General features: G+C 59.0%; 16 protein-coding genes and 2 riboswitches. Of the genes, 7 read left to right on the top strand and 9 right to left on the bottom strand.

All coding sequences use genetic code 11. The features are described 5' to 3' along the window. Positions 1 to 155: 155 nt before the first annotated feature. Both HMPREF2928_RS08835 and HMPREF2928_RS08830 read right to left on the bottom strand, forming a co-directional pair. Positions 156 to 848 carry an SDR family oxidoreductase gene (locus HMPREF2928_RS08835; protein WP_044151027.1) on the bottom strand — a complete coding sequence of 231 codons (693 nt, stop codon included), beginning with the start codon at positions 846 to 848 and terminating at the stop codon, positions 156 to 158. A 398-nt stretch (positions 849 to 1,246) separates the two neighbouring features. Then, entirely contained in the window at positions 1,247 to 2,098 is an 852-nt protein-coding gene (locus HMPREF2928_RS08830; protein WP_070688312.1) for a transcriptional initiation protein Tat, read from the bottom strand. A gap of 232 nt (positions 2,099 to 2,330) precedes the next feature. Between HMPREF2928_RS08830 and HMPREF2928_RS08825 the strand changes: the two genes are divergently transcribed. Beyond that, positions 2,331 to 3,419, top strand: coding sequence for a C4-dicarboxylate ABC transporter substrate-binding protein (locus HMPREF2928_RS08825; RefSeq protein ID WP_070688310.1), 1,089 nt, complete (start codon positions 2,331 to 2,333; stop codon positions 3,417 to 3,419). Between the two features lie 149 nt (positions 3,420 to 3,568). On the opposite strand, the gene HMPREF2928_RS08820 is transcribed toward HMPREF2928_RS08825, so the two are convergent. The 4 genes from HMPREF2928_RS08820 to HMPREF2928_RS08805 all read right to left on the bottom strand — a co-directional run bounded on the left by HMPREF2928_RS08820 (position 3,569) and on the right by HMPREF2928_RS08805 (position 8,950). Next, complete coding sequence (locus HMPREF2928_RS08820; RefSeq protein ID WP_070688308.1) at positions 3,569 to 5,683, bottom strand: AMP-binding protein; 2,115 nt, start codon at positions 5,681 to 5,683, stop codon at positions 3,569 to 3,571. Between the two features lie 444 nt (positions 5,684 to 6,127). Then, complete coding sequence (locus HMPREF2928_RS08815; protein WP_049340216.1) at positions 6,128 to 6,970, bottom strand: ABC transporter permease; 843 nt, start codon at positions 6,968 to 6,970, stop codon at positions 6,128 to 6,130. Next, positions 6,970 to 8,034, bottom strand: coding sequence for an aliphatic sulfonate ABC transporter substrate-binding protein (locus HMPREF2928_RS08810; RefSeq protein ID WP_044150835.1), 1,065 nt, complete (start codon positions 8,032 to 8,034; stop codon positions 6,970 to 6,972). The genes HMPREF2928_RS08815 and HMPREF2928_RS08810 overlap by 1 nt, the downstream gene beginning before the upstream one ends. A 79-nt stretch (positions 8,035 to 8,113) precedes the next feature. After that, complete coding sequence (locus tag HMPREF2928_RS08805) at positions 8,114 to 8,950, bottom strand: ABC transporter ATP-binding protein (protein ID WP_070688306.1); 837 nt, start codon at positions 8,948 to 8,950, stop codon at positions 8,114 to 8,116. A 4-nt stretch (positions 8,951 to 8,954) separates the two neighbouring features. Then, positions 8,955 to 9,051: riboswitch (SAM riboswitch) on the bottom strand. Positions 9,052 to 9,226: 175 nt separating this feature from the next. After that, a riboswitch (SAM riboswitch) is annotated at positions 9,227 to 9,335 on the top strand. 114 nt (positions 9,336 to 9,449) lie between these two features. Here HMPREF2928_RS08805 and HMPREF2928_RS08800 point away from each other — a divergent pair. Further along, the gene (locus HMPREF2928_RS08800; protein WP_070688304.1) at positions 9,450 to 10,877 is read left to right on the top strand and encodes an LLM class flavin-dependent oxidoreductase; all 1,428 of its coding nucleotides are present in this window, start codon (positions 9,450 to 9,452) and stop codon (positions 10,875 to 10,877) included. 153 nt (positions 10,878 to 11,030) lie between these two features. Beyond that, positions 11,031 to 11,459, top strand: coding sequence for a YchJ family protein (locus tag HMPREF2928_RS08795; RefSeq protein WP_070688302.1), 429 nt, complete (start codon positions 11,031 to 11,033; stop codon positions 11,457 to 11,459). 221 nt (positions 11,460 to 11,680) lie between these two features. Here the strand turns inward: HMPREF2928_RS08795 and HMPREF2928_RS08790 are convergent, their stop codons facing one another. From HMPREF2928_RS08790 to HMPREF2928_RS08780, 3 genes are all read right to left on the bottom strand, one after another. Next, entirely contained in the window at positions 11,681 to 12,364 is a 684-nt protein-coding gene (locus tag HMPREF2928_RS08790) for a hypothetical protein (protein ID WP_070688301.1), read from the bottom strand. Positions 12,365 to 12,504: 140 nt separating this feature from the next. Continuing rightward, positions 12,505 to 13,953: an NCS2 family permease gene (locus tag HMPREF2928_RS08785; protein WP_005507245.1), complete on the bottom strand. Its 1,449-nt coding sequence runs from the start codon at positions 13,951 to 13,953 to the stop codon at positions 12,505 to 12,507. Positions 13,954 to 14,274: 321 nt separating this feature from the next. Then, the gene (locus HMPREF2928_RS08780; RefSeq protein WP_070688299.1) at positions 14,275 to 15,741 is read right to left on the bottom strand and encodes an NCS2 family permease; all 1,467 of its coding nucleotides are present in this window, start codon (positions 15,739 to 15,741) and stop codon (positions 14,275 to 14,277) included. Between the two features lie 444 nt (positions 15,742 to 16,185). On the opposite strand from HMPREF2928_RS08780, the gene HMPREF2928_RS08775 reads away from it, so the two are divergent. The 4 genes from HMPREF2928_RS08775 (at position 16,186) to HMPREF2928_RS08760 (ending at position 19,805) form a co-directional block, all read left to right on the top strand. Continuing rightward, on the top strand, positions 16,186 to 18,060 hold the full coding sequence (locus HMPREF2928_RS08775) for a hypothetical protein (RefSeq protein WP_246823598.1): 1,875 nt from the start codon (positions 16,186 to 16,188) through the stop codon (positions 18,058 to 18,060). Positions 18,061 to 18,066: 6 nt separating this feature from the next. Further along, entirely contained in the window at positions 18,067 to 18,816 is a 750-nt protein-coding gene (locus tag HMPREF2928_RS08770) for an ABC transporter ATP-binding protein (RefSeq protein WP_005509218.1), read from the top strand. Beyond that, positions 18,813 to 19,262, top strand: a complete 450-nt coding sequence (locus tag HMPREF2928_RS08765; RefSeq protein WP_070688295.1) for a hypothetical protein — start codon at positions 18,813 to 18,815, stop codon at positions 19,260 to 19,262. Before HMPREF2928_RS08770 ends, HMPREF2928_RS08765 begins: the two co-directional genes overlap by 4 nt. A gap of 177 nt (positions 19,263 to 19,439) precedes the next feature. Further along, the gene (locus HMPREF2928_RS08760; protein ID WP_070688292.1) at positions 19,440 to 19,805 is read left to right on the top strand and encodes a DUF2218 domain-containing protein; all 366 of its coding nucleotides are present in this window, start codon (positions 19,440 to 19,442) and stop codon (positions 19,803 to 19,805) included. Positions 19,806 to 19,837 lie beyond the last annotated feature (32 nt).

The raw sequence follows: 19,837 nt of genomic DNA, 5'->3' as shown, positions 1-19,837 counted from the left end.
ACGGGAACCTCTTGCAGTTGCTCTAAAAATACATGGTACTTTAGGATACTGAGCGATGCGGCACCAACCTTGCGTGAGAGAAAAACACGCCCCAAACCCGTGAAGAGGCTCGGGACGCGTCCGCACTCAGCCGGGGCGGGTGCATCCGGCAAACCCTAGCGCAGCTTATTGCTGTTAGGCGCCGATGCGAGAGCCTGAGCTATCGGGGTGGGCCCGCCAATAAACGGGAGCGCCTTCCCAACCGTGGACGGGTCCTCAAGAACCGCCGCCAGCACCTGGGCAACGGTGGCCCGCGGAGTATTAGATTCGGCGCCGGGCGTGTGGGCGGGCTCAATCCCCAGAGTAATGCCGCCTGCCTCCTCAAGGGTGAGCGTCCCCGGCCCCAGAATCGTGTAATCCAGCCCCGAGCCGCGCAGGTGCTCATCGGCGATCGTCTTCGACTCGGCGTAGGCGTAAAAACTGTCATCAGGGTCGATGCCGTGCCCGGAACCCGCGCCCAGGTACGATACCATCACGTACCGTTTAATACCGGCCAGCCGCGCCGCATCCATCGACCGGATCGCAGCGTCACGGTCAATCGCATAGGTGCGTTCGGGGCCACCTACACCGCCCGCACCCGCGGACCACACCAGCACTTCTGTATGTAAATCCTTGAAGAGCTTCGCCATCTCCTCGGTGCTCAACGCGGTAATGTCAGCGACCACAGGGTTCGCCCCGCGCGTGACAATATCCTCTGACTGCTCCGGCCTGCGAATAAGCGCATTGACCGCATGCCCGCGCTCCACCAGCAGCGGCTCGGCCAGAAGAGCAACCTTGCCGTGCCCGCCAATGATCGTAACGTTAGCCATCGTATCCTCCTGTATGTTGAAAAATACTTGTATATCCAGAATAGGCTTGCTGTGCCGCAACGTCTATGGTTTTTCTTATGCTTCCCGAGAACGACAGATACCCGCATTCCCTGTGCTGATGCGCTCAAACAGCACCGCATGATGAGAATTCTCGTGCGGGGCTCAAGACGGCGTTATGATGAAGTGCTAGGTTTTTATTGCCCGGCGGCACCGATGACGTGAACGACAAGCCGAACTACCTGAGCGTCATGAACTATTGCTACCAGCTGAGGGTCTGGTTCCCGCGAAGGACTAGCCTCTAGTAGCTACCGGCGGTGCCCAGTAGGATAAGCCTTAAACACGGCGAGGGGCCCGGCATCCGTTATGGATGCCGGGCCCCCTTGTTTATGCTCGGTACTTTAGCGGGTGATGGTTGCCGAAGCGCGCAAACCAGCCAGATCCTGGAAGGTGTACTCGCCACCCTCGGTCAGCTGCATTGCGACGTTACCGCTGGTGATCTGAGCGGTGGTGGTCAGGGTGTAGCTGGAAGTCACCTCGGTGAAGTACACCGGAACCAGCGAAGCCAGCACCTGTGCGTAGCTCACGCCGTCCTTCGCGGTGGCTTCCAGGTAGTCGGAGGTGCGGATATCCAGTACGCCGGTCCAGACGTTGTCCTCGATGGTCGGCTCGTAGAACTTCGCAGTGTATGCGATGCCGTTGAACGCCGCCACGGCGGGGTTGTTGGTCTTCACGCCGCCCTCGCTCTTAGCGAGTGCCGGGATTTCAACGTCGTTATCGACGTCCCACAGCAGCGGGTCGGTGACATCCGCGGCGGTGGGGAAAGTGAACTCGAAGGTCACCTGCAGGTGCGCATGAGGGTACAGCCAGGAGCTACCCTGGAACTCGCCCTTGGAGTTGATGGGTGCAGAAATCCACAGGCCCGCACCACCGTACAGGCCTGCACCGACGCTACCGCCGGGGGTGAAAGTGCCGCCGCCGCGGCTCTGCGGGGTGGTGGAGGTTGCGGTGATGTTGGGTACCTGCACGGTGTAGGAATCCAGGCCGTAGCGGGTATCAAAGTCGTTGGCGGGGTTCGAGTTGAACGCCTGAGTGAAGACACCGAACCTCATGGTCGGGGTCTCCTGCGCATCGGTGGACGCCGCGTAGGCGGGTACCGCCGCTGCGGTTGCGATGACGGGGGTGCTCCATGCGGCACCCTTGATGAGTGCGCGGCGGTTCAGACCGTTAGTGGTGTTCGAGGAAGAAGTCATAGAATCTCTCTTGTTGTGAAGAATGTGGTGATGCGTGTGATTTGAATTACTGATACTCTAATGTAATTCAGCTCATCTTCAAAATTATCTCAACTATTACCTCAATGTATGAACATTACGGCACCCAGCTCACCTAGCGCGTGAAACGGGAGCATCATGGAAACCGTGGAGAACGTCCTCCCGGCAAGCTCCACCGAAACACCACCGGTCACCACACACTAAGGAACACAACATGGCATTTCTGAAGAGCGCACGCGTCACGCTTGCCTCCCTCGCAGTGCTCTGCCTGGGCACTATCGCAGCCCCCGCGGCAAACGCCTACAGCCCCGACATCGACGGCGACGGCATCCCCAACACCTGGGAGATGAAGGGCTACGACGCTGACGGCGACGGCAAAATCGACGTCGACTTCCCCGCACTGGGCGCCGACCCCAAGCACAAGGACATCTTCGTAGAGATGGACTACATGGCAGGCCTGCTGCCCAGCGAAGACGAACTGGACCGCATCACCAAGATTTATGCCGACCTGCCCCTGCGCAACCCCGACGGCACTACCGGCGTGAACATCCACCTGGACGCCGGTAGCGCCCGCAGCGCCAAGTACAACCTGGGCGGCGGCAACGAAATCAGCTACCAGGCACTCGACAGCGAATTCAAGGCGCTCCACCGAATCAAGGCAACCGAAGGTAAGTTCAACCCCGCCCGCGAAGGCACCTTCCACTACATGATCTGGGGCGACTACTACGACAACAGCTACTCCTCCGGTATCGCTAACTTTGGCGGTCGTAACTTTATGGTCACCGTCGGCCCGACCTTCTGGGGCGAGGCAAGCAGCAACATCCGCGTGGCAGTGTTCGTGCACGAGCTCGGCCACAACCTCGCACTGAGCCACGGCGGCTGGGACGAAATCAACTACAAGCCCAACTACTACAGCGTCATGAACTACCAGTACACCCTCACCGGCGTGCCCATGGCTGACGGTAGCCGCTACTTCGGCTACTCCACCGCCGAATACCGCATGCTCAACGAGGCGAAGCTGTACGAGGCGCGTGGCTTCGGTCCCCGCGCGGCTGGCTTCCTGTACAAGGGCAAGCCCGCCAACCAGCCGATTGACTTCAACGGCAACGGCAAAATCGACACCGAGCCGGTGTCCGTGGACCTGAACGGTGACGGCATGATCACGAACCTGGGTGCCGCAAACGATATGAAGATGATCCGCTTCCAGGCGACCGAGCACCCCGAGAAGGACAAGGGCCCCGAGCACATTGAGCCGAGCGGCATTACCGCTGAACACGCTCGTTCGCTGGGCCTGATTAAGTAGGCTGACTGGTCGGCACACCGCCGATAAAGAGCCTTGTCAGCTCAATAAAATAGCAAGGTGCGGATACCGAATCATCATTCGGTATCCGCACCTTTACTCTATGCAGCTTTTCAGCTCAGCGTTCAGCCCAGCAGCGGAGCCTAGAGGGCCTAGCTCACGCGGCCGGTATCCACCAGCACCTGCGCGATGTGGCCCAGCGCCTCCTCATTCTGCAGCGAAGAAACATCGCCCAAAGAACGGCCCTGGTACAGCTCACCGAGCAGACGGCGAGTAATCTTACCCGAACGGGTCTTCGGGATATCGGCAACCGCCACAACATCCTTCGGCTTAGCAATCGGGCCGATGTGCTCACGCACGTGTGCGGTCAGCGCTGCCTTCAGCTCATCCTCAGTCAGGTCCTTACCCTCATCGGTGAGCGTCACGTAGGCGACCGCCTGGTGACCGGTCAGCTCATCCTCCACGGGGCAGACACCAGCCTCAACCACAGCCGGGTGAGTCACCAGTGCTGACTCAATCTCAATCGTGGACAGGCGGTGACCCGAAATGTTAATCACATCGTCAATACGGCCGAGGATGTACACGTTACCCTCTTCGTCTTCCTTCGCGCCGTCGCCGGCCAGGAACCAGCCGTGCTCGCCATAGTGACGCCAGTAAGAATCCAGGAAACGCTGCGGGTTCTGCCACACAGTACGAGCCATCGAGGGGCCAATCTTATCGACCACGATGAAGCCCTGCTTGCCGGGTTCGACCGGGTCGCCGTGCTCATCCACCACGCGGGTGGACACGCCGGGAACGGCGCGGGTAGCGCAACCGGGCAGGGGAGTGCAGTGCGGGGTACCCTCCGGGTAGGTGCCCTCGGGTGCGAATGCGGGGTCGTGCGGGCGCGGGGAGCACACGGTCGAACCGGTCTCCGACTGCCACCAGGTGTCGATGAACGCCGCGGTGCCGCCGCCCACGTGCTGACGCAGCCAACGCCACGCCTCCGGGTTAATGGATTCACCCACCGAACCGAGCAGACGCACGGTCGAGAAGTCGTACTTGCCGGGCTCCGGGCCGTTCGGGAACGCACCCATGAGGGAGCGAATCAGGGTCGGCGCGGTGTAGTAGTTGGTCACGCCGTAGCGTTCGATGACCTCGAAGTGGCGACCGTAGTGCGGGGTGTTCGGGGTACCCTCGTAAATCACCTCGGACACGCCGTTGACCAGCGGACCGTAGATTTCGTAGGTGTGCGCGGTCACCCACGCCAGGTCGGCGGTGCACCAGTGAACGGTGGACTCAACCTTTTCCGGGTCATTAACAGCCGACAGCTCGTCGGGGCGCAGCACGCCGTTCTCGTCCACGTAATCCGGCAGCAGATCGTACAGCAGCGCGTGAGTGTACGCGGTCTGCACCAGGTATCCAGCCATGGTGTGCACCAGACCCTTGGGCTTACCGGTCGTGCCGGAGGTGTAAATAATGAACAGCGGATCCTCGGCGTCGTGCAGTTCGTAGGCGTGAGTATCCGGCTGGTCGTCCACCAGGTCGTGGTACCAGACGTCGCGGCCCTCAGTCCACGGCACAGCGGCGTGCGCCACCGGGTCGGAGGCGCTGGTGCGGTCCACCACGATAACGTGCTCGATGTTGTTCTCACCGGAGCATGCTTCGTCGGCGTTGACCTTCACGGGAACGACCTTGCCGCGGCGGTTCTGGCCGTCGGTGGTGATGAGAACCTTCGCGCCGGTGTCTTCCACACGGAACTTCAGCGCCTCGGCGGAGAAACCACCGAACACGAGCGAGTGAATCGCACCAATACGCGCGCAGGCGAGGGTGAAGATAATGGTTTCGGGGATGACGGGCAGGTAGATGACCACGCGGTCACCCTTGCGCACGCCCAGGGACAGCAGGCCGTTCGCTGCCTTCGCGATGCGGCGCTGCAGCTCGGCATAGGTGATGGCTTCGCGGTCGCCGGGTTCACCTTCAAAGTAGAGGGCGACCTTGTCGCCGCGGCCCGCCTCCACGTGGCGGTCTACGCAGTTGTAGGCGACGTTGAGCTTACCGCCCTCGAACCACTTAATTTCGGGAATCGTGAACTGTTCGATGCCGTCCTCATCGAAGCCGAGGGACTTCGGCTTCTCGAAGCGGTGCGCGGTGTGCCAGGGCTCAGCCCAGGTGAGGCGCTGCGCCTGCTTCTCCCAGAACTCGACGCGTGCCTCGTCAGATTCGAGCGCGGGGTTCGGAGTGGGGTTCAGCGGGTCGGTGAACGAGTAGGGGGTGGGCAGTCCCATTATTCTCCCATCGGTTGCTGGCATTAGCACCCTTGCTCGCCGCGCCGCTGTCTGTGTGACCGTGGGGTCTGTGTGTGCGTTGGCGAGGGGGTTGCTGCGACGTCACGGAGCCAGGTCTCTCGGTCGCTCTGGATGGTTTGCCTTCTTAGTAAAGCGCGCTCGAGGGGGTGGACGCAAAGGGGACCGTCATATTCGGAATGGTGAGTACCAGTTCGTAATATAACGACATATTTAAAGACCCCGCCCCGCGCTCACTGCTGTGGGGCGCGGGGCGGGATTCATCATCATCATTCAGTAGGCGACAGGTTTCCCCGCCGACTTCTTTCTCCGGCGCGTAGTGATGATTTGCTCACCTTTGGGGAGCAACCACGCGGCGGACATCTCTCCTAAAACTCAGCGCGTGCTGAGTGTTGCGTTTAGCGGTGGTGCTAATTGCTGGTGGCGTTAGTTGCTGGGGTACTTCGCCTTCACCCAGCGCTCGAAAACACCCACCAGGGCGTCGGTAATCTTACCGAGCACCGCCAGCGCCACGATGGCGAGCAGCAGGCGGTCGGTGCGGCCGTTGTTCTGCGAGTCGGTCAGCAGGTAACCCAGGCCCATGGATGCACCCAGCAGCTCGGCGGCGACCAGGAATAGCCACGCCTGAGCCAGCGCCAGACGCAGACCCGAGACCACCGACGGCAGAACCGCGGGAAGTTGAACCGTGGTGAACAGGCGCAGACCCTTCAGACCGAAGGCGCGTGCCGCCTCCACAAGCTTGGGGTCAACGTGTGCCAGAGCCGCAGAAACCGTGGTGTACACCGGGAAGAATGCACCAATAGCAACCAGGGTCACCTTGGAATTCTCGCCGATACCGATCCACAGCAGAAGCAGCGGAACCCACGCCAGGGACGGCACGGCACGCAGCGCACCAATGGTCGGTGCGGCAATCAGACGCACCGGCGCAGACAAGCCAATCAGCGCACCCAGCACCAGGCCGAGCACGGCACCAATACCGAAACCAATCAGCACACGCTGAGTAGAAATCGCCACGTGGCGGCCCAACTCGCCGCGCTGCGCCAGCTCAACACCGGCGCTGACCACACGGTCGGGGGAGGGCAGCTGAACCTGGGTGAACACGCCGTTGGTGCTCAGAATGTACCAGAGAGCAATCAGTGCCAGGGGAAGAATCAAACCCAGGTACTGCTTACCGGCGAACGGGTTCGACGGCAGCTTCACGGAAGAGACACGCTTCTCGGCACGCTCAGCGCGAGCGCTGGAGGCGGCGGTAACCGTTGCGGCGGTCATTACTTCTCAACCACCTTTGCGATCTTCTCGACGGCTGCGCTGTCAGCCTTCTTTGCGAACTGGTCGTCCACGATGCTGTTCAGTGCCTTGTCCACGTCGGACTGGGAGGGAACGTCGCCGGACTCGACCAGAATCGGGCCGACACCCTTGAGAACCTCAACCTGCTTAGCGCCCGGAACCGGGTCGATATCCAGGTGGGTGCGCTCCATGACGACCTGGGCGGTCTCGTGCTTAATGCCGGACTCCTCCTCGACAATCTTCACTGCCTCTTCGGGGTTCTTCTTAGCCCAGGCGCGAGCGTACTCGTACACGTCCACGATGGTCTGTGCGGCGGTCGGGTTGGACTGAATGAACTTCTCGGTCGCGTTCAGGAATCCGTAGGTGTTGAAGTTCAGGTTGCGGTAGAAGAGCACGTCGCCGCTTTCCACCTCGGCGGCAGCCATGATCGGGTCCAGACCGCTCCACGCGTTGACCTGACCGTTATCCAGGGCGGTGCGGCCGTCGGCGTGCTGCAGGTTCTGAATGGTCAGGTCCGAAGCGGAAATACCCTCCTGCTTGAGTGCCTGCAGGAGCAGGAAGTACGGGTCGGTACCCTTGGTCACGGCAACGGTCTTACCCTTCAGGTCCGCAACCTTGGTGATGCCCGAATCCTTGCGGGTCACCAGCGCCGACCACTCCGGCTGCGAGTAGAGGCTAATGACCTTGATGGGGGAGCCATTAGCGCGTGCCAGCAGCGCCGCCGAACCGGCGGTCGAGCCAACATCAATATTGCCGCTACGCAGCGCCTCATTCGCCTTGTTCGAACCAGCCGACTTGACCCACTCAACCTTCTTACCCTCCGCGGCGAGGGCGGTCTCAAGCCAACCCTTCTTGCGGATAATCAGGGACAGCGGGTTGTAGGTCGCGTAGTCAATGGTCACGGTGTTCTGATTGCCACCACCGGCAGCACCGGAGGCGTTAGCGGAACCGGAACCTTCACCGGCGCAGGCGCTGAGCAGAGTAGCAAAAGCGGCGGCTGCGGCAAGGGACTTGAGGGCGGTACGGCGAGACGGGGAGTAAGTCATGATGAAATCTTTTCGCTTCTGAAGATGATGATGTGTGGTGATGAGATGAAATGCGGCGGCGTTGGTGTTGCCTGCAGATTTAGGCGTTATCTTCCACGCCGAGCTCAGCCAGCAGTTCGCTACGCAGCGCCGTGATCTCTGCATCGGCGCGGTCACGCGGGTGAGAACGGTCAACGGTCACAATGCGCTGGATGGTGGCGGGCGCCTCCGGGGTGTCCTTACCGAGAACAATAACCCGGTCAGAGAGGTACAGCGCCTCTTCCACATCGTGGGTGACCAGCAGAATCGTGGTCGGGTCCTGACGGTGCACGTCCAACAGCAAATCCTGCATGTTGATGCGGGTCAGCGCGTCCAGAGCACCGAAGGGCTCGTCGAGCAGCAGCACGCCGGGGTTGCGTGCGAGCGCTCGCGCCAGGGACACGCGCTGAGCCATACCGCCTGAAATTTCCTTAGGACGGTGGGTTGCGTATTCGCCCAGGCCGACCAGGTCGAGCAGGCGCGCTACGGATGCTGTGCCTTCAGATTTTTTGGTGCCCTGCGGCAGTCCGAGCGCCACGTTGTCGGCGACGGTGCGCCAGGGGAGCAGACGCGGTTCCTGAAAGCCGATAGCTACGCGGGGGTCGAGGCCGGTCACTGCCTTCTCGCCGATACGTACGGTACCTGCGGTGATGCGGTTCAGGCCTGCTGCTGCACGCAGGAGGGTGGATTTGCCGCATCCGGAGGATCCGATGACGGAGATAATCTCGCCGGGGGCTGCGGTGAAGGAGACTCCGCGAAGAACTTCGTGGGTTCCGCCGGGCACGGGGAAAGACTGTCCGACGTCTTCAAAGCTCAAGGGGACGGCGGCGGTGGATACGGCACGGCGGCCGTTCTTTTCACTGGTGGGTACGTCAGTTACTGCACTGTTGAGTGTCATGTCACTTCCATCGTTCCTGGCGTTAGCACCGGGGGCGGAAGAATCCGTGTCGGTTGCTGCGACGTCGTGGAGCCAGGTCTCTCAGTCGCTCTGGATGGTTTGCTTCTCCCACCCTATGGGCTGTGGCGTGCCTCAATCAACCCGGCGGGCGCGTATGAATTTCTATGACCGTATATTTCGCATTTATCACGAAATATTTCGGTTCCACGTCACAAAAAGATTTTTTCGTCACAAACGTGACCTCCCTCCCGCGCGCCCCGTACACTCAAACCACGAGATCATGAGTCCCGGCGCTAAGCTCTGGCTAGCCGGGCGGCAACCCTCTCCCGTAGCGGGGTGCCCCAGATGATGATCTGGCCTCAACGAAAAGAGGCAAGTACGGCGCGAACGCGCCACCTGCACGAAGGCCACCACCGAACGCAGAAGGCAAGAAGGAGGCGGCGCGCGGGGTGCAGGGTACAAACCCGATCGTCCCCGATCATTCGCGAAAGGAAAATCGATGGCTGAGCAGAAGAAGCGCATCGTAGTTAACGCATTCGAAATGACCTGCATCGGTCACCAGAGCTTCGACCTCTGGCGTCACCCGCGCTCCCGCGCAACCGAGTACAACACCATCAAGTACTGGACTGACCTGGCTAAGACCCTTGAGCGCGGCCTGTTCGACGCCGTGTTCATCGCTGATGTTGTCGGCATCTACGACGTGTACAAGAACTCTGCCGCTCCCGCCATTGAGGGTGCCGCTCAGGTTCCCGTGAATGACCCCGCAACCCAGATTTCTGCAATGGCTGCAGTGACCGAGCACCTCGGCTTCGGTGTGACTGCTGCCGCTACTTTCGAGCAGCCCTACACTCTGGCTCGCCGCTACGCCTCCCTCGACCACCTCACTGAGGGCCGCGTCGGCTTCAACGTTGTGACCTCTTACCTGCCTTCGGCTGCTGAGAACCAGGGTCTGCCCACCCAGATCCCGCACGACGAGCGCTACGAGATCGCTGACGAGTTCCTGGATGTCTGCTACAAGCTGTGGGAAGGCTCCTGGGAAGACGGCGCAGTCGTCAAGGACCGCGAGCGCGGCATCTACGCCGACCCCTCCAAGGTCCACCCGATTGGCCACAAGGGCAAGTACTTCTCCGTGCCCGGCATCTCCCTGACCGAGCCGAGCCCGCAGCGCACCCCCGTGATCTTCCAGGCTGGCGCATCCAGCCGCGGTCAGAAGTTCTCCGGTAAGCACGCTGAGGCTGTGTTCATCAGCGCCCTGCGCCCGGACCTGACCCGCGTTGTGACCGACCGTATTCGCGCCGCTGCCGAGGAGCAGGGCCGTAGCCGCGACGACGTCAAGATCCTCGCAATGCTCTCCGTCATCGTGGATGAGACCGAGGAGAAGGCAAAGGCAAAGTACGAGGAGTACAAGAAGTACGTGAACCTCGACTCTGCACAGGCTATTGTCGGCGGATGGTCCGGTGTTGACCTGTCCCAGTTCGACGAGGACGAGGTCCTGAACTACGTGCAGACCGAGTCGATTCAGTCCTTCCTGACCCCCTTCACCCTGCAGGCGAAGGACAAGAAGTGGACCCGCAAGGACATCGCTGAGCACACCACCCTCGGCGGCATGGGCGAGGTCATTGTTGGTGACCCGGTTCAGGTTGCTGACGAGCTGGAGCGTTGGATCGACGAGGGTGGCCTGGACGGCATCAACCTGGCTTACCACGTCTCCCCGGGTTCGTTCGAGGACTTCATCGAGTACGTTGTTCCCGAGCTGCAGAAGCGCGGCCGCTACCGCACCGAGTACGAAGGCAACACCCTGCGTGAGAACATCTTCGGTAAGGGCCACACCAAGGTTGCTGACTCCCACCCGGCTGCTAAGTACCGCGGCGCATACGTGGGCAAGCCTTCGGCTGCTGACACCCCGGCTCGCGCAATCGCTGAATAAGCGTTGCCGCTGATGCGTACCGTGTAGGTTCGCTCAAACTTAACGATTGAAAACAAGAACGCCCGTTCTGCTGGAGGATTTGTATCCTCGGCAGAGCGGGCGTTTCTTCATGCGGTGCTTTTTTGATGCGGCGCGTTCTTTATACTGGGTGGCATGACTGAACTGAACCATGATGACCGCTGCCCCTGCTCGAGCGGCGAGGTGTACGGCGCCTGCTGCGGCAGGTTCCTGGGCGAGTTTGCCGCCTCCGGCACGTTGACTGCTCCCGCGCCGGAGCAGCTGATGCGCTCGCGTTTTACCGCGTTTGCGACTGGGGATGCGGCGTATCTGCTGGCGAGCTGGCATCCGAGTACTCGCCCGCCCGCCTTGGAGTTGGAGGATGATATCCGCTGGTATCGCCTGGATATTCTGGGTGCTTCGGGTGGCCCGTTTGATGCGTCCGGTACGGTGGAGTTCGTTGCGTATTACCGTTCGGTGCCGGGTGTCCCTGCGGAGGAGCGGGTGAAGGGCAGCATGCATGAGCTGTCGCGCTTTGAGAAGGTGGGCGGCGCCTGGTTCTACGTGGATGGAGACGTCCGCTAAGTCTCGTCACTTTCCTTGCCTCTCGTACATGCTGAGTGCGGGTGGGCAGATAAAGAAATGGCAGAATCATTCCGAAACCGGAACGATTCTGCCATTCTTTGTTTTAGTTAGCTTCTGTCTTTTAGAAGATTTTTAAAGTCAGTCTGAGATATCAGCCAGACCAAGCCAAGAGGCACGCTCTGCCCCAATAGCAGGAATCAAAATAGGGGATGCGGTCATGACTAAGACGCTTTCTTGAAAACAGAATTTTGAAGAATGCGCTCTGCCTCAGCAGAACTTCGCGGATCCCCCAAATCTAGAAGATCTACCGCCACATGCAGGGGCAGAATATGGGGCGGCTCATCGCATTCACGCAAGATAACATTCGCTGAACCTGCGGACGCCGGAACCAGATTGTACAGAAAAATAATGTTCTCTAAATCCTGATGCGAGATATATGCATCAACCATTGAGCCGTACACCTGAGAAATATCGCTACTAATGCCGGTAAGCGACAATGCAGAGTCTTCCAAAATTGCAGGAATTTCAGCGGGAGGAGCCTGCAGATGATGCACTTTCAGACCGCGGCGAGCTCGGTATCGCTCAACAGACGCAGGTCCTTGCACCTGAATTGCTGAGGCGCGTTCTTTTGCCCTGCGGCGTTCCTCAGCAGATAGAACAGATGACTGACCATCGCAGTAACGCGCCAAAGCGTTGAATGCATCGAAGGAAATAGGACGGCCAGCATTACTGCGGTGCGCAGCGGGAAGAGCGTCGACAACCCAGCGGCTTCCCAATTTACGACCTTGAAGCATTCCACGTTCTAAGCGGGCGCGCACGCTTCGCTCTGAAACCTTAGCTTTTTGAGCATACTCTTGAACGGACATCATGGCAGAATCATACCGAAAACGGAATGATTCTGCCATGATTTTCTCGCACCCGGAAGCGATAAGGAACATGCAAGAGCGAACCAGATACGCCAAAGGCAGGCCCTTCGGCAGCTTGAAAACTTACATTCTCAGCCGCATCAGGAACCTGCCTTCAGCAAATATGTAGACTGTTGGACTTAGCTAGTCCAGCCGTTAATGATGCCCATACCGAAGTAGATCACGAACACCGCGGACACCAGGTACATCAGCCAGTGCACGTCCTTACCGCGGCCCTGCACCAAGCGAATGAAAGTGTACGCCACGAAGCCGGCACCAATACCGTTCGCAATCGAGTACGACAGCGGCATGAAAATAATGGTCAAGAACGCCGGAATACCCAGACCCCAGTCGGTCCAGTCAATATTCACGGCCTGGCGAATCATCAGGAAGCCGACCACGACCAGCGCCGGAGCAACCGCCTCGAAAGGAACGATGGTGACCAGCGGCGAGATGAAAATCGCCAGCAGGAACAGCACACCGGTCACAATGTTTGCGAAACCGGTGCGTGCGCCCGCACCAATACCGGTAGCGGACTCAACGAAAATCTGGTTGGCGGAACCGGATGCGCCACCACCGACAACGGAACCGAAAGCGTCCACGAGCAGGACCTTGTCGATGTCCTCAACCTTGCCGTCCTTCATGGTGCCAGCCTCGGCGGCAAGACCAACCGAAACGCCCATCGCGTCGAAGAACACGGACAGCAGAATGGTGAACACCAGCAGCGAAGCAGCCAGCGGACCGATGTGGGTGAATGCGCCGAACAGGTCAGCGGAACCGATGAGGGAGAAGTTCGGGGTGGTGAACTTCATGTCCGCCAGGGAAGGCACGTTCAGGGACCAGCCGGTCGCCGCCTCCTTCACGGAACCGGAGGGGACAACCGCCTCCAGAATCAGGGACAGCGCAGTGGAGGCAAGCACGCCCCACAGGATCGCACCCTTCACGTTACGGATGAACAGGGCGATGGTGAAGAACAGGCCGAAGAGGAAGACGAGGGTGGGCCAGCCGAGCAGGTGACCGCCCGCGCCGAGGCTCACCGGAACGGTGGTGCCGGCTGCGTCAGGCATGCGGCGGATAATGCCGGAGTCGACCAGACCGATAAAAGAAATGAAGAAGCCGATACCGACCACAATCGCGGTCTTGAGCGACTCGGGGACCGCCTCAAACACCGCGGTACGGAAGCCGGTGAGCACCAGAACGGTCATGATCAGACCGGCAAGAACGACCAGACCCATGATGTCTGCCCAGGTCAGGTTCGGGGTGGTGGCAATGGTGGAGGCGAGCAGCGCGTTCACGCCCAGGCCAGCCGCCATGGCGAAGGGCTGCTTAGCGATAACACCCATGAGGATGGTCATCACGCCGGCAACCAGCGCGGTCACAGCCGCGACGGGTGCGATACCGAGGGTGCGTTCGGATGCGTCAGCACCGGTACCGATGACGAGGGGGTTCAGCACCACGATGTAGCTCATGGCGAAGAATGCGGCGAGGCCGCCGCGGAATTCTGCGGCGATGGAGGAGCCGCGTTCGGAAATCTTGAAGTAGCGGTCGAGTGCGCTGGTGGGCGCTGCCGCCTTCTGGGGTTCAGACATGTGAGGATCCGTTGATGTTGTTCGGTGTGTACTGTGTTGCGCCGCCGGTTTCACGGGTGAAGCTCGCGGGTAAGTCCCGGGTTGGGCGCCACAATGGTTCAACCATTGTAGGCGCCGCCGCTTAGCTTGTGCCGTTGAAACGCGTTGTGTGCGGCGGTTCAATCGGCGATGTGGTGTTTCCCCGACCCCTGCAACCAGAATTGGGTAGCTAGGGTAGAGGGAAGAATAGCGCAGGGCGGGGTACCGGCACCCCAAAGGTGCCGATACCCCGCCCTGATGGCGCCCGCGCCTCCACGTGGGAGGGTGAAGCACCCGATGTATTTAGTGCATCCAGCCGGTAATCAGGCCGTTAGCGAAGAAGATGAGGAACACTGCGGAAACCACGTACATGAGCCAGTGAACTTCCTTGCCGCGACCCTGCACCAGGCGGATGAAGACGTAGGACAGGAAGCCTGCGCCGATACCGTCCGCGATGGAGTATGCCAGCGGCATGAAGATGATGGTCATGAACGCGGGGATACCCAGACCCCAGTCGTTCCAGTCGATGTTCACTGCCTGGCGGATCATCAGGAAGCCAACGAACACCATTGCGGGTGCAACAGCTTCGAAGGGCACGATGGTGACCAGCGGGGACAGGAAGATCGCGACGAGGAACAGTGCGCCGGTGACGACGTTCGCGAAGCCGGTGCGTGCGCCCGCGCCGATACCGGTTGCGGACTCCACGAAGATCTGGCTTGCGGAGGAGGAGGTGCCACCGCCGGCTACGGAGCCGAGGGCGTCCACGAGCAGGACCTTGTCGACGTTCTCGATCTGGCCGTCCTTGATGGTGCCTGCTTCGGTTGCGAGACCGACGGAGGTGCCCATTGCGTCGAAGAACGCGGAGATGAGGATGGTGAAGATCAGCAGAACAGCTGCCATGCCGCCGAGGGTGCCGAAGGCACCGAACAGGTCAGCGGAGCCGAACAGGGAGAAGTTGGGCAGCTTGCTGGTGTTGGAGTCCCAGACGGGGACGTTCAGGGACCAGCCGGTGGGGGACTTAACCGAGCTGCCGGAGGGCACGACCTTCTCCAGGATGATGGAGAGGGCGGTGGAGGCGAGCACGCCGTAGAGGATTGCACCCTTCACGTTGCGGATGAACAGCGCAATGGTGAGGAACAGGCCGAAGAGGAAGACGAGGGTGGGCCAGCCGAGCAGGTGACCGCTGACGCCGAAGGAGACGGGCACGGTGGTGCCTGCTGCGTCGGGCATGCGGCGGATGATACCTGCGTTGACGAGGCCGATGAAGGCGATGAAGAAGCCGATACCGACGACGATTGCGACCTTAAGCGATTCGGGGACCGCGTTGAACACTGCGGTGCGGAAGCCGGTCAGCACGAGGATGGTCATCAGCACACCAGCCCATACGACGAGGCCCATGATGGCGGGCCAGGTCAGTCCGGGGGTGGAGGCGATGGTGGTTGCCAGCAGTGCGTTCACGCCGAGGCCTGCCGCCATGGCGAAGGGCTGCTTGGCGACGACGCCCATGAGGATGGTCATGACGCCTGCGACCAGTGCGGTCATTGCTGCGACCTGCGGTACGCCGAGCGCGTTGCCGGATGCGTCCTTGCCGAGGCCGATGATGAGGGGGTTCAGCACGACGATGTAGCTCATCGCGAAGAAGGTGGCGAGGCCGCCGCGGAATTCGGCGGCGATGGTGGAGCCTCGCTCAGTGATCTTGAAGTAACGGTCCAGTGCGCCCTTGGCTTCTGCCTTGGGGTTCTGGGGAGCCGCGGTGTTCTCAGAAGACATTCGTGAAAATCCGTAGATACTCATAGTCGGGGCGTGACTCGGGGTTCCGAGCCCGCATAAAAAAGTGCCACTTCCCGGTGTGTTGGGGAGGTGACACTGTTGTACCGAAATATTCTACGGTTAAAGTTTCTCTAAGCGTTAATCCAGGAAATTCCCAGCTTTCGTTCAGGAACCCTGATAAGGCAGGGTAAAAATTCTTAAAATCCGCTGACTAGTAAAAAAATATATGTCATGAATCTAAATAATTCGAAAATCTATACCATTTAGGTTATGAAGGTGGTAGTCTTCTAGCACCAGGCCTGGGGCGGTGAAGTTTTATACCCGCCCGCTACAGACGGGGATTCAACGATGAAAAATGCTCTGAGAGTGTGCGCAGTATTGTGCACAGTTCTGACCTTTCTGCTGGGTAGCGCCCTCATCTCTGTCCTGGAGACGCAGACTCCTATGGGTACCAATGCGCAGGCACAGCTTTCTCTGCGTGCTTCGCAACAGTCTAAGTCTGAGCTGATTCAGAACTTTGATACTCTGGTGGATCGCTACGCTGCCGATGGTGCCCAGCTACTCAAGGTGGTCGCCGACCCCGAAGATTTCTGGCACGGAAAATCCATCTACGTTTTTGGGGCAAATTCACTGAGCTCTGACGGTGAAACTATTGATTGGTTCGACCCGGATAAGCACGGGAAAAAATATCCGTCACGAGCACTTGGGGATTCTTCGCTTGACGGCCAATACGCGCTAGCGGGTAGCCAAGAATTTGTGCGTGCTTTTGAAAACCTTGCCCGTGAACAAGGCATGGATGTTAAAGTTACCTCCGTTAACCCGGTGCGTGTTGTCTACGGGGCAGTTACTTCTTCGGGCTCTCTGACGAGCCTTATCTGCCTGGCTGTGCTCTTCTGTACCGCAATCATGGGGTGGTTGTCGGTCCGTTCGCGAACTCAGAATATTCTGCTTCTGAACGGATACTCCCCGCAGCGCCTGCAGCTAAGGGATGCACAAGACCTCCTGCTCCTGGCGCTACCTCCTGCAGCGGTAACAGCATTGTGCATGGGATGCGTAGAGGGGTTCGTGTACGGTGTGGCGCATCTTCCTCAACTGTTGGGGGTTACAGCGCTGATTTTTGCCGTGTTTACCGTTCTCATGCTGGTTGCTCTACTGCTGATCAACCTCATGACTTGGCCGAGTATTACTGCTGTGGGACGTAGGGAACCGGCGTATCGACGTTTTACAGTTCCGAGTGCAATCGCTAAGTATGCTGTGGTGGTTTTAGTGGCGTGCACTATTCCGGGTCTGGTCTCAAGCGCTCAAGTGAGTTTGGGTAGGAGCGATTCGGCGGCTGGCTGGTCTCTTCTTTCTGACCAGTACACCTTACGGGTGAACGTGCCTGAAGCGACGATCCGGGATGAACAAGCGCTCGCCTCCTACGACCAGGCCACAGTGCGTGCTTTAGGTTCTCTTGAATCACGGAACGGTGTCCTCCTGTCCTATGCGTTGGAAAACGTTAAGGGTTTGGAGGGCAGCGGATACGATGGTGCCCTTATGGTGAACCGCGCCTATGTGGATCTTCTTCAGCAACGTCTTGGATTGTCGTTCAAGAATGTTGAGGATAGCAACTTCCCTGGATCTCAGTCTTTGCGTGCAGAGTATTCTTTCCACCAGAAAGACCGGGAAGATCGCGGATTTACTCTGCTCACTGTGGAGGATAAAACCAACTCGTCGGGGGTAAAGGTACCTGCTTTGAGCTCTCAGGATTCACGGCTTCTGAACTATAAAAAGCCCGTTCTTGTGGTAACCGAATCGGCGACGCAGAATCTACAACCTTCCTTTATTTCTGCGGCCTTGACTACCGGTAACGTCATGGTCTCTCAGCCTGCGTCTGTACGGGCTGCCTACAACGCTGAGGAAATTGGGCAGACCCTACTTTCTGTGGACCGCGCGGGAGAGGAACACCTTTACATCGCGCAGCTGGAACGTAACCGGTATGTTGCGCATCTAGTGGGCCTAGCAATTCTCTGTGCGGCACTCATTATTGGCACAGCAATTAACACGTACATTACCCTTGCGGCTCGTGCTCGTAATGATTTTGTTTTACGTACTGCTGGTCTGCCTCTCAGAACAATTTTTAGTGGGTACCTTCTGAAGGAAGCCTGCATTGTGGGCCTTTGCTCTGCTGCTGGGTTGGTACTTCTTCTGGTGCAGGGAGCAGAGTACGCTTTTTCAGCGTTGGCAGCACCGCTGTTGTACGGCACTATTCTGGCGCTGGTGCTGAGACTGAGTTTTAGCCGTATCTTCACCGCGACGGTTCACCGTCGTCACGTATAGGAGTGAATGATGAGGAATACTGTTTATCCCTCTGGCAACGTGGAACATCCTGAGGTAACTATCGCCTCCCGCGACATTGTGGTGTATGCGCAGGGGCAGCCCATTCTCCAGAGTCCTCACTTTGAGGCATATGCGGGGGAAGTAACTGGCATTGTGGGTCCGAGCGGATGCGGTAAAACGACGCTTTTGAATGTGTTGGGTCTGCTGATGCCGCCTCATGAGGGTGAGGTGGTTATCGGGGGTCGGCATATGGAACGTGCTCGTGAGAAGGAGCGTCTTGCGTTCTGGGCTGATGAAGCTTCCTTCGTTTTTCAGGATTACGGAATTATTGAGGAATGGAGCGTTATCGAGAATATTCTGCTTGATCGTAAGACCTTTGGTCGTGCTCGTATTACGGATGAGAGCCGCGAGCTTTTGAACGTCATTGGTCTTGAAGGGAAGGAACGTACTTCGGCTGCCCTGCTGAGTGGTGGTGAGAAGCAGAGGGTGGGTATCGCTCGGGCAATCCATAAGGGTGTGCGCTACATTTTTGCGGATGAGCCGACGGCAAGTCTTGATGCTGAGAACCGGGCATTGGTTGTTGAGCTGTTGAGCTCTGCTGCTCGGCGTGGAGCCACAGTTATCGTGGCGACTCATGATGCAGATATGATGACCGCCTGCGATAGGGTATGCCGTCTTGAAGCCCCTACCAGAATTCCCGATTCGGGATTAGTGGATGTAAATGTAAATTCTCATCGGAAGGAGAACGGATCATGACGACAAGGAGCCCTCTAGCTCGTGATGAGTATGATCGTGCGCCGGAAAATTCAGGAAGCGATGCCCCTCAAAAGAATGGATTGCGGCACCTGCCGCGAAAAGTGGTGGGCGTTCTAGTATCTTGCGTGGTGTTTGTTGGCGCTCTTCTGGGCCTGTACTGGGGCGGAGCTTTTGAGCCATGGCTGAATGAGTATTCGACCAGTACACCAGCTTGTGCAACAGCTTCTTCACCGGAGGATGTGCAGCAAGCTCTTGCGCGGACCGAAGAGCTTAACGCTATTCGTTCGGCTGCGAAGAATGTTGAATTCTCCCAGACTCTTCTGTGTGATGGGCAGAAGGCTGTTTTGACGATTACGTATACTGACCGGTCGGATTTTAAGCGTTTGAATGATGCGGTGACTTCGGCACATTTGGGTGCTGCTGCTGAGATTAAGCTCAAGAGGTAGGTGTGTAAAGAACGGTTGTTTATCGCCCCTGCGCGAACAATGATGACATACTAGGTTAGCGAACCCTAAGTTCCTGCTATATTCGAGGTGAAACATGCGTCGCCGGATGCCAGGTTCTGTGTGGTGAGCCTTTTCCGGCATAGATGAGAATTCGGCATAGATGAGAAGGAACCCACCGTGACTGAAACTCCCCAGGAAAACACCGCTGAGAATTACCCCGCCGCAGAATCCCTGCCGGTACGCCAGCGCGCCGTCGTAGCAACCGACCGCCCCGCCCGATACATCAAGCAGCTCGGCTCGCACATGGGCCGCAAGCTCGGCACCGCAGAACTGCCCGACGGTCTGCGCCTCACCTTCAACCGCGACGGTATTTTCCGTGGCTACGGTGACCTGCGCGAAATCGAGGGTGCCCTCGTCATGGAGGTGCGCGCCGAAAGCGACGAGTTGGCTGCTGGTCTGGCGGATGTGCTGGACCGCCACCTGGTCCGCTTCGGTGAGCGTGACGAACTGGTCGTAACCTTCGAGGCGGTACCCACCTCCTAGCCCCTGCTTTCTAGTCTTCGTTACCCTGCCCC

Origin of the sequence: Rothia sp. HMSC072B04 (assembly GCF_001813725.1) — a bacterium.
Lineage (GTDB): Bacteria > Actinomycetota > Actinomycetes > Actinomycetales > Micrococcaceae > Rothia > Rothia mucilaginosa.
This window is presented reverse-complemented; position numbering and strand designations above follow the sequence as displayed.

Coding starts and splice junctions, on each gene's coding strand:
- HMPREF2928_RS08805 (WP_070688306.1), bottom strand. CDS start 8,950: ATGACACTCAACAGTGCAGTAACTGACGTACCCACCAGTGAAAAGAAC.
- HMPREF2928_RS08765 (WP_070688295.1), top strand. CDS start 18,813: ATGACGACAAGGAGCCCTCTAGCTCGTGATGAGTATGATCGTGCGCCG.
- HMPREF2928_RS08780 (WP_070688299.1), bottom strand. CDS start 15,741: ATGTCTTCTGAGAACACCGCGGCTCCCCAGAACCCCAAGGCAGAAGCC.
- HMPREF2928_RS08825 (WP_070688310.1), top strand. CDS start 2,331: ATGGCATTTCTGAAGAGCGCACGCGTCACGCTTGCCTCCCTCGCAGTG.
- HMPREF2928_RS08775 (WP_246823598.1), top strand. CDS start 16,186: ATGGGTACCAATGCGCAGGCACAGCTTTCTCTGCGTGCTTCGCAACAG.
- HMPREF2928_RS08835 (WP_044151027.1), bottom strand. CDS start 848: ATGGCTAACGTTACGATCATTGGCGGGCACGGCAAGGTTGCTCTTCTG.
- HMPREF2928_RS08800 (WP_070688304.1), top strand. CDS start 9,450: ATGGCTGAGCAGAAGAAGCGCATCGTAGTTAACGCATTCGAAATGACC.
- HMPREF2928_RS08815 (WP_049340216.1), bottom strand. CDS start 6,970: ATGACCGCCGCAACGGTTACCGCCGCCTCCAGCGCTCGCGCTGAGCGT.
- HMPREF2928_RS08830 (WP_070688312.1), bottom strand. CDS start 2,098: ATGACTTCTTCCTCGAACACCACTAACGGTCTGAACCGCCGCGCACTC.
- HMPREF2928_RS08790 (WP_070688301.1), bottom strand. CDS start 12,364: ATGGCAGAATCATTCCGTTTTCGGTATGATTCTGCCATGATGTCCGTT.
- HMPREF2928_RS08795 (WP_070688302.1), top strand. CDS start 11,031: ATGACTGAACTGAACCATGATGACCGCTGCCCCTGCTCGAGCGGCGAG.
- HMPREF2928_RS08820 (WP_070688308.1), bottom strand. CDS start 5,683: ATGGGACTGCCCACCCCCTACTCGTTCACCGACCCGCTGAACCCCACT.
- HMPREF2928_RS08810 (WP_044150835.1), bottom strand. CDS start 8,034: ATGACTTACTCCCCGTCTCGCCGTACCGCCCTCAAGTCCCTTGCCGCA.
- HMPREF2928_RS08770 (WP_005509218.1), top strand. CDS start 18,067: ATGATGAGGAATACTGTTTATCCCTCTGGCAACGTGGAACATCCTGAG.
- HMPREF2928_RS08785 (WP_005507245.1), bottom strand. CDS start 13,953: ATGTCTGAACCCCAGAAGGCGGCAGCGCCCACCAGCGCACTCGACCGC.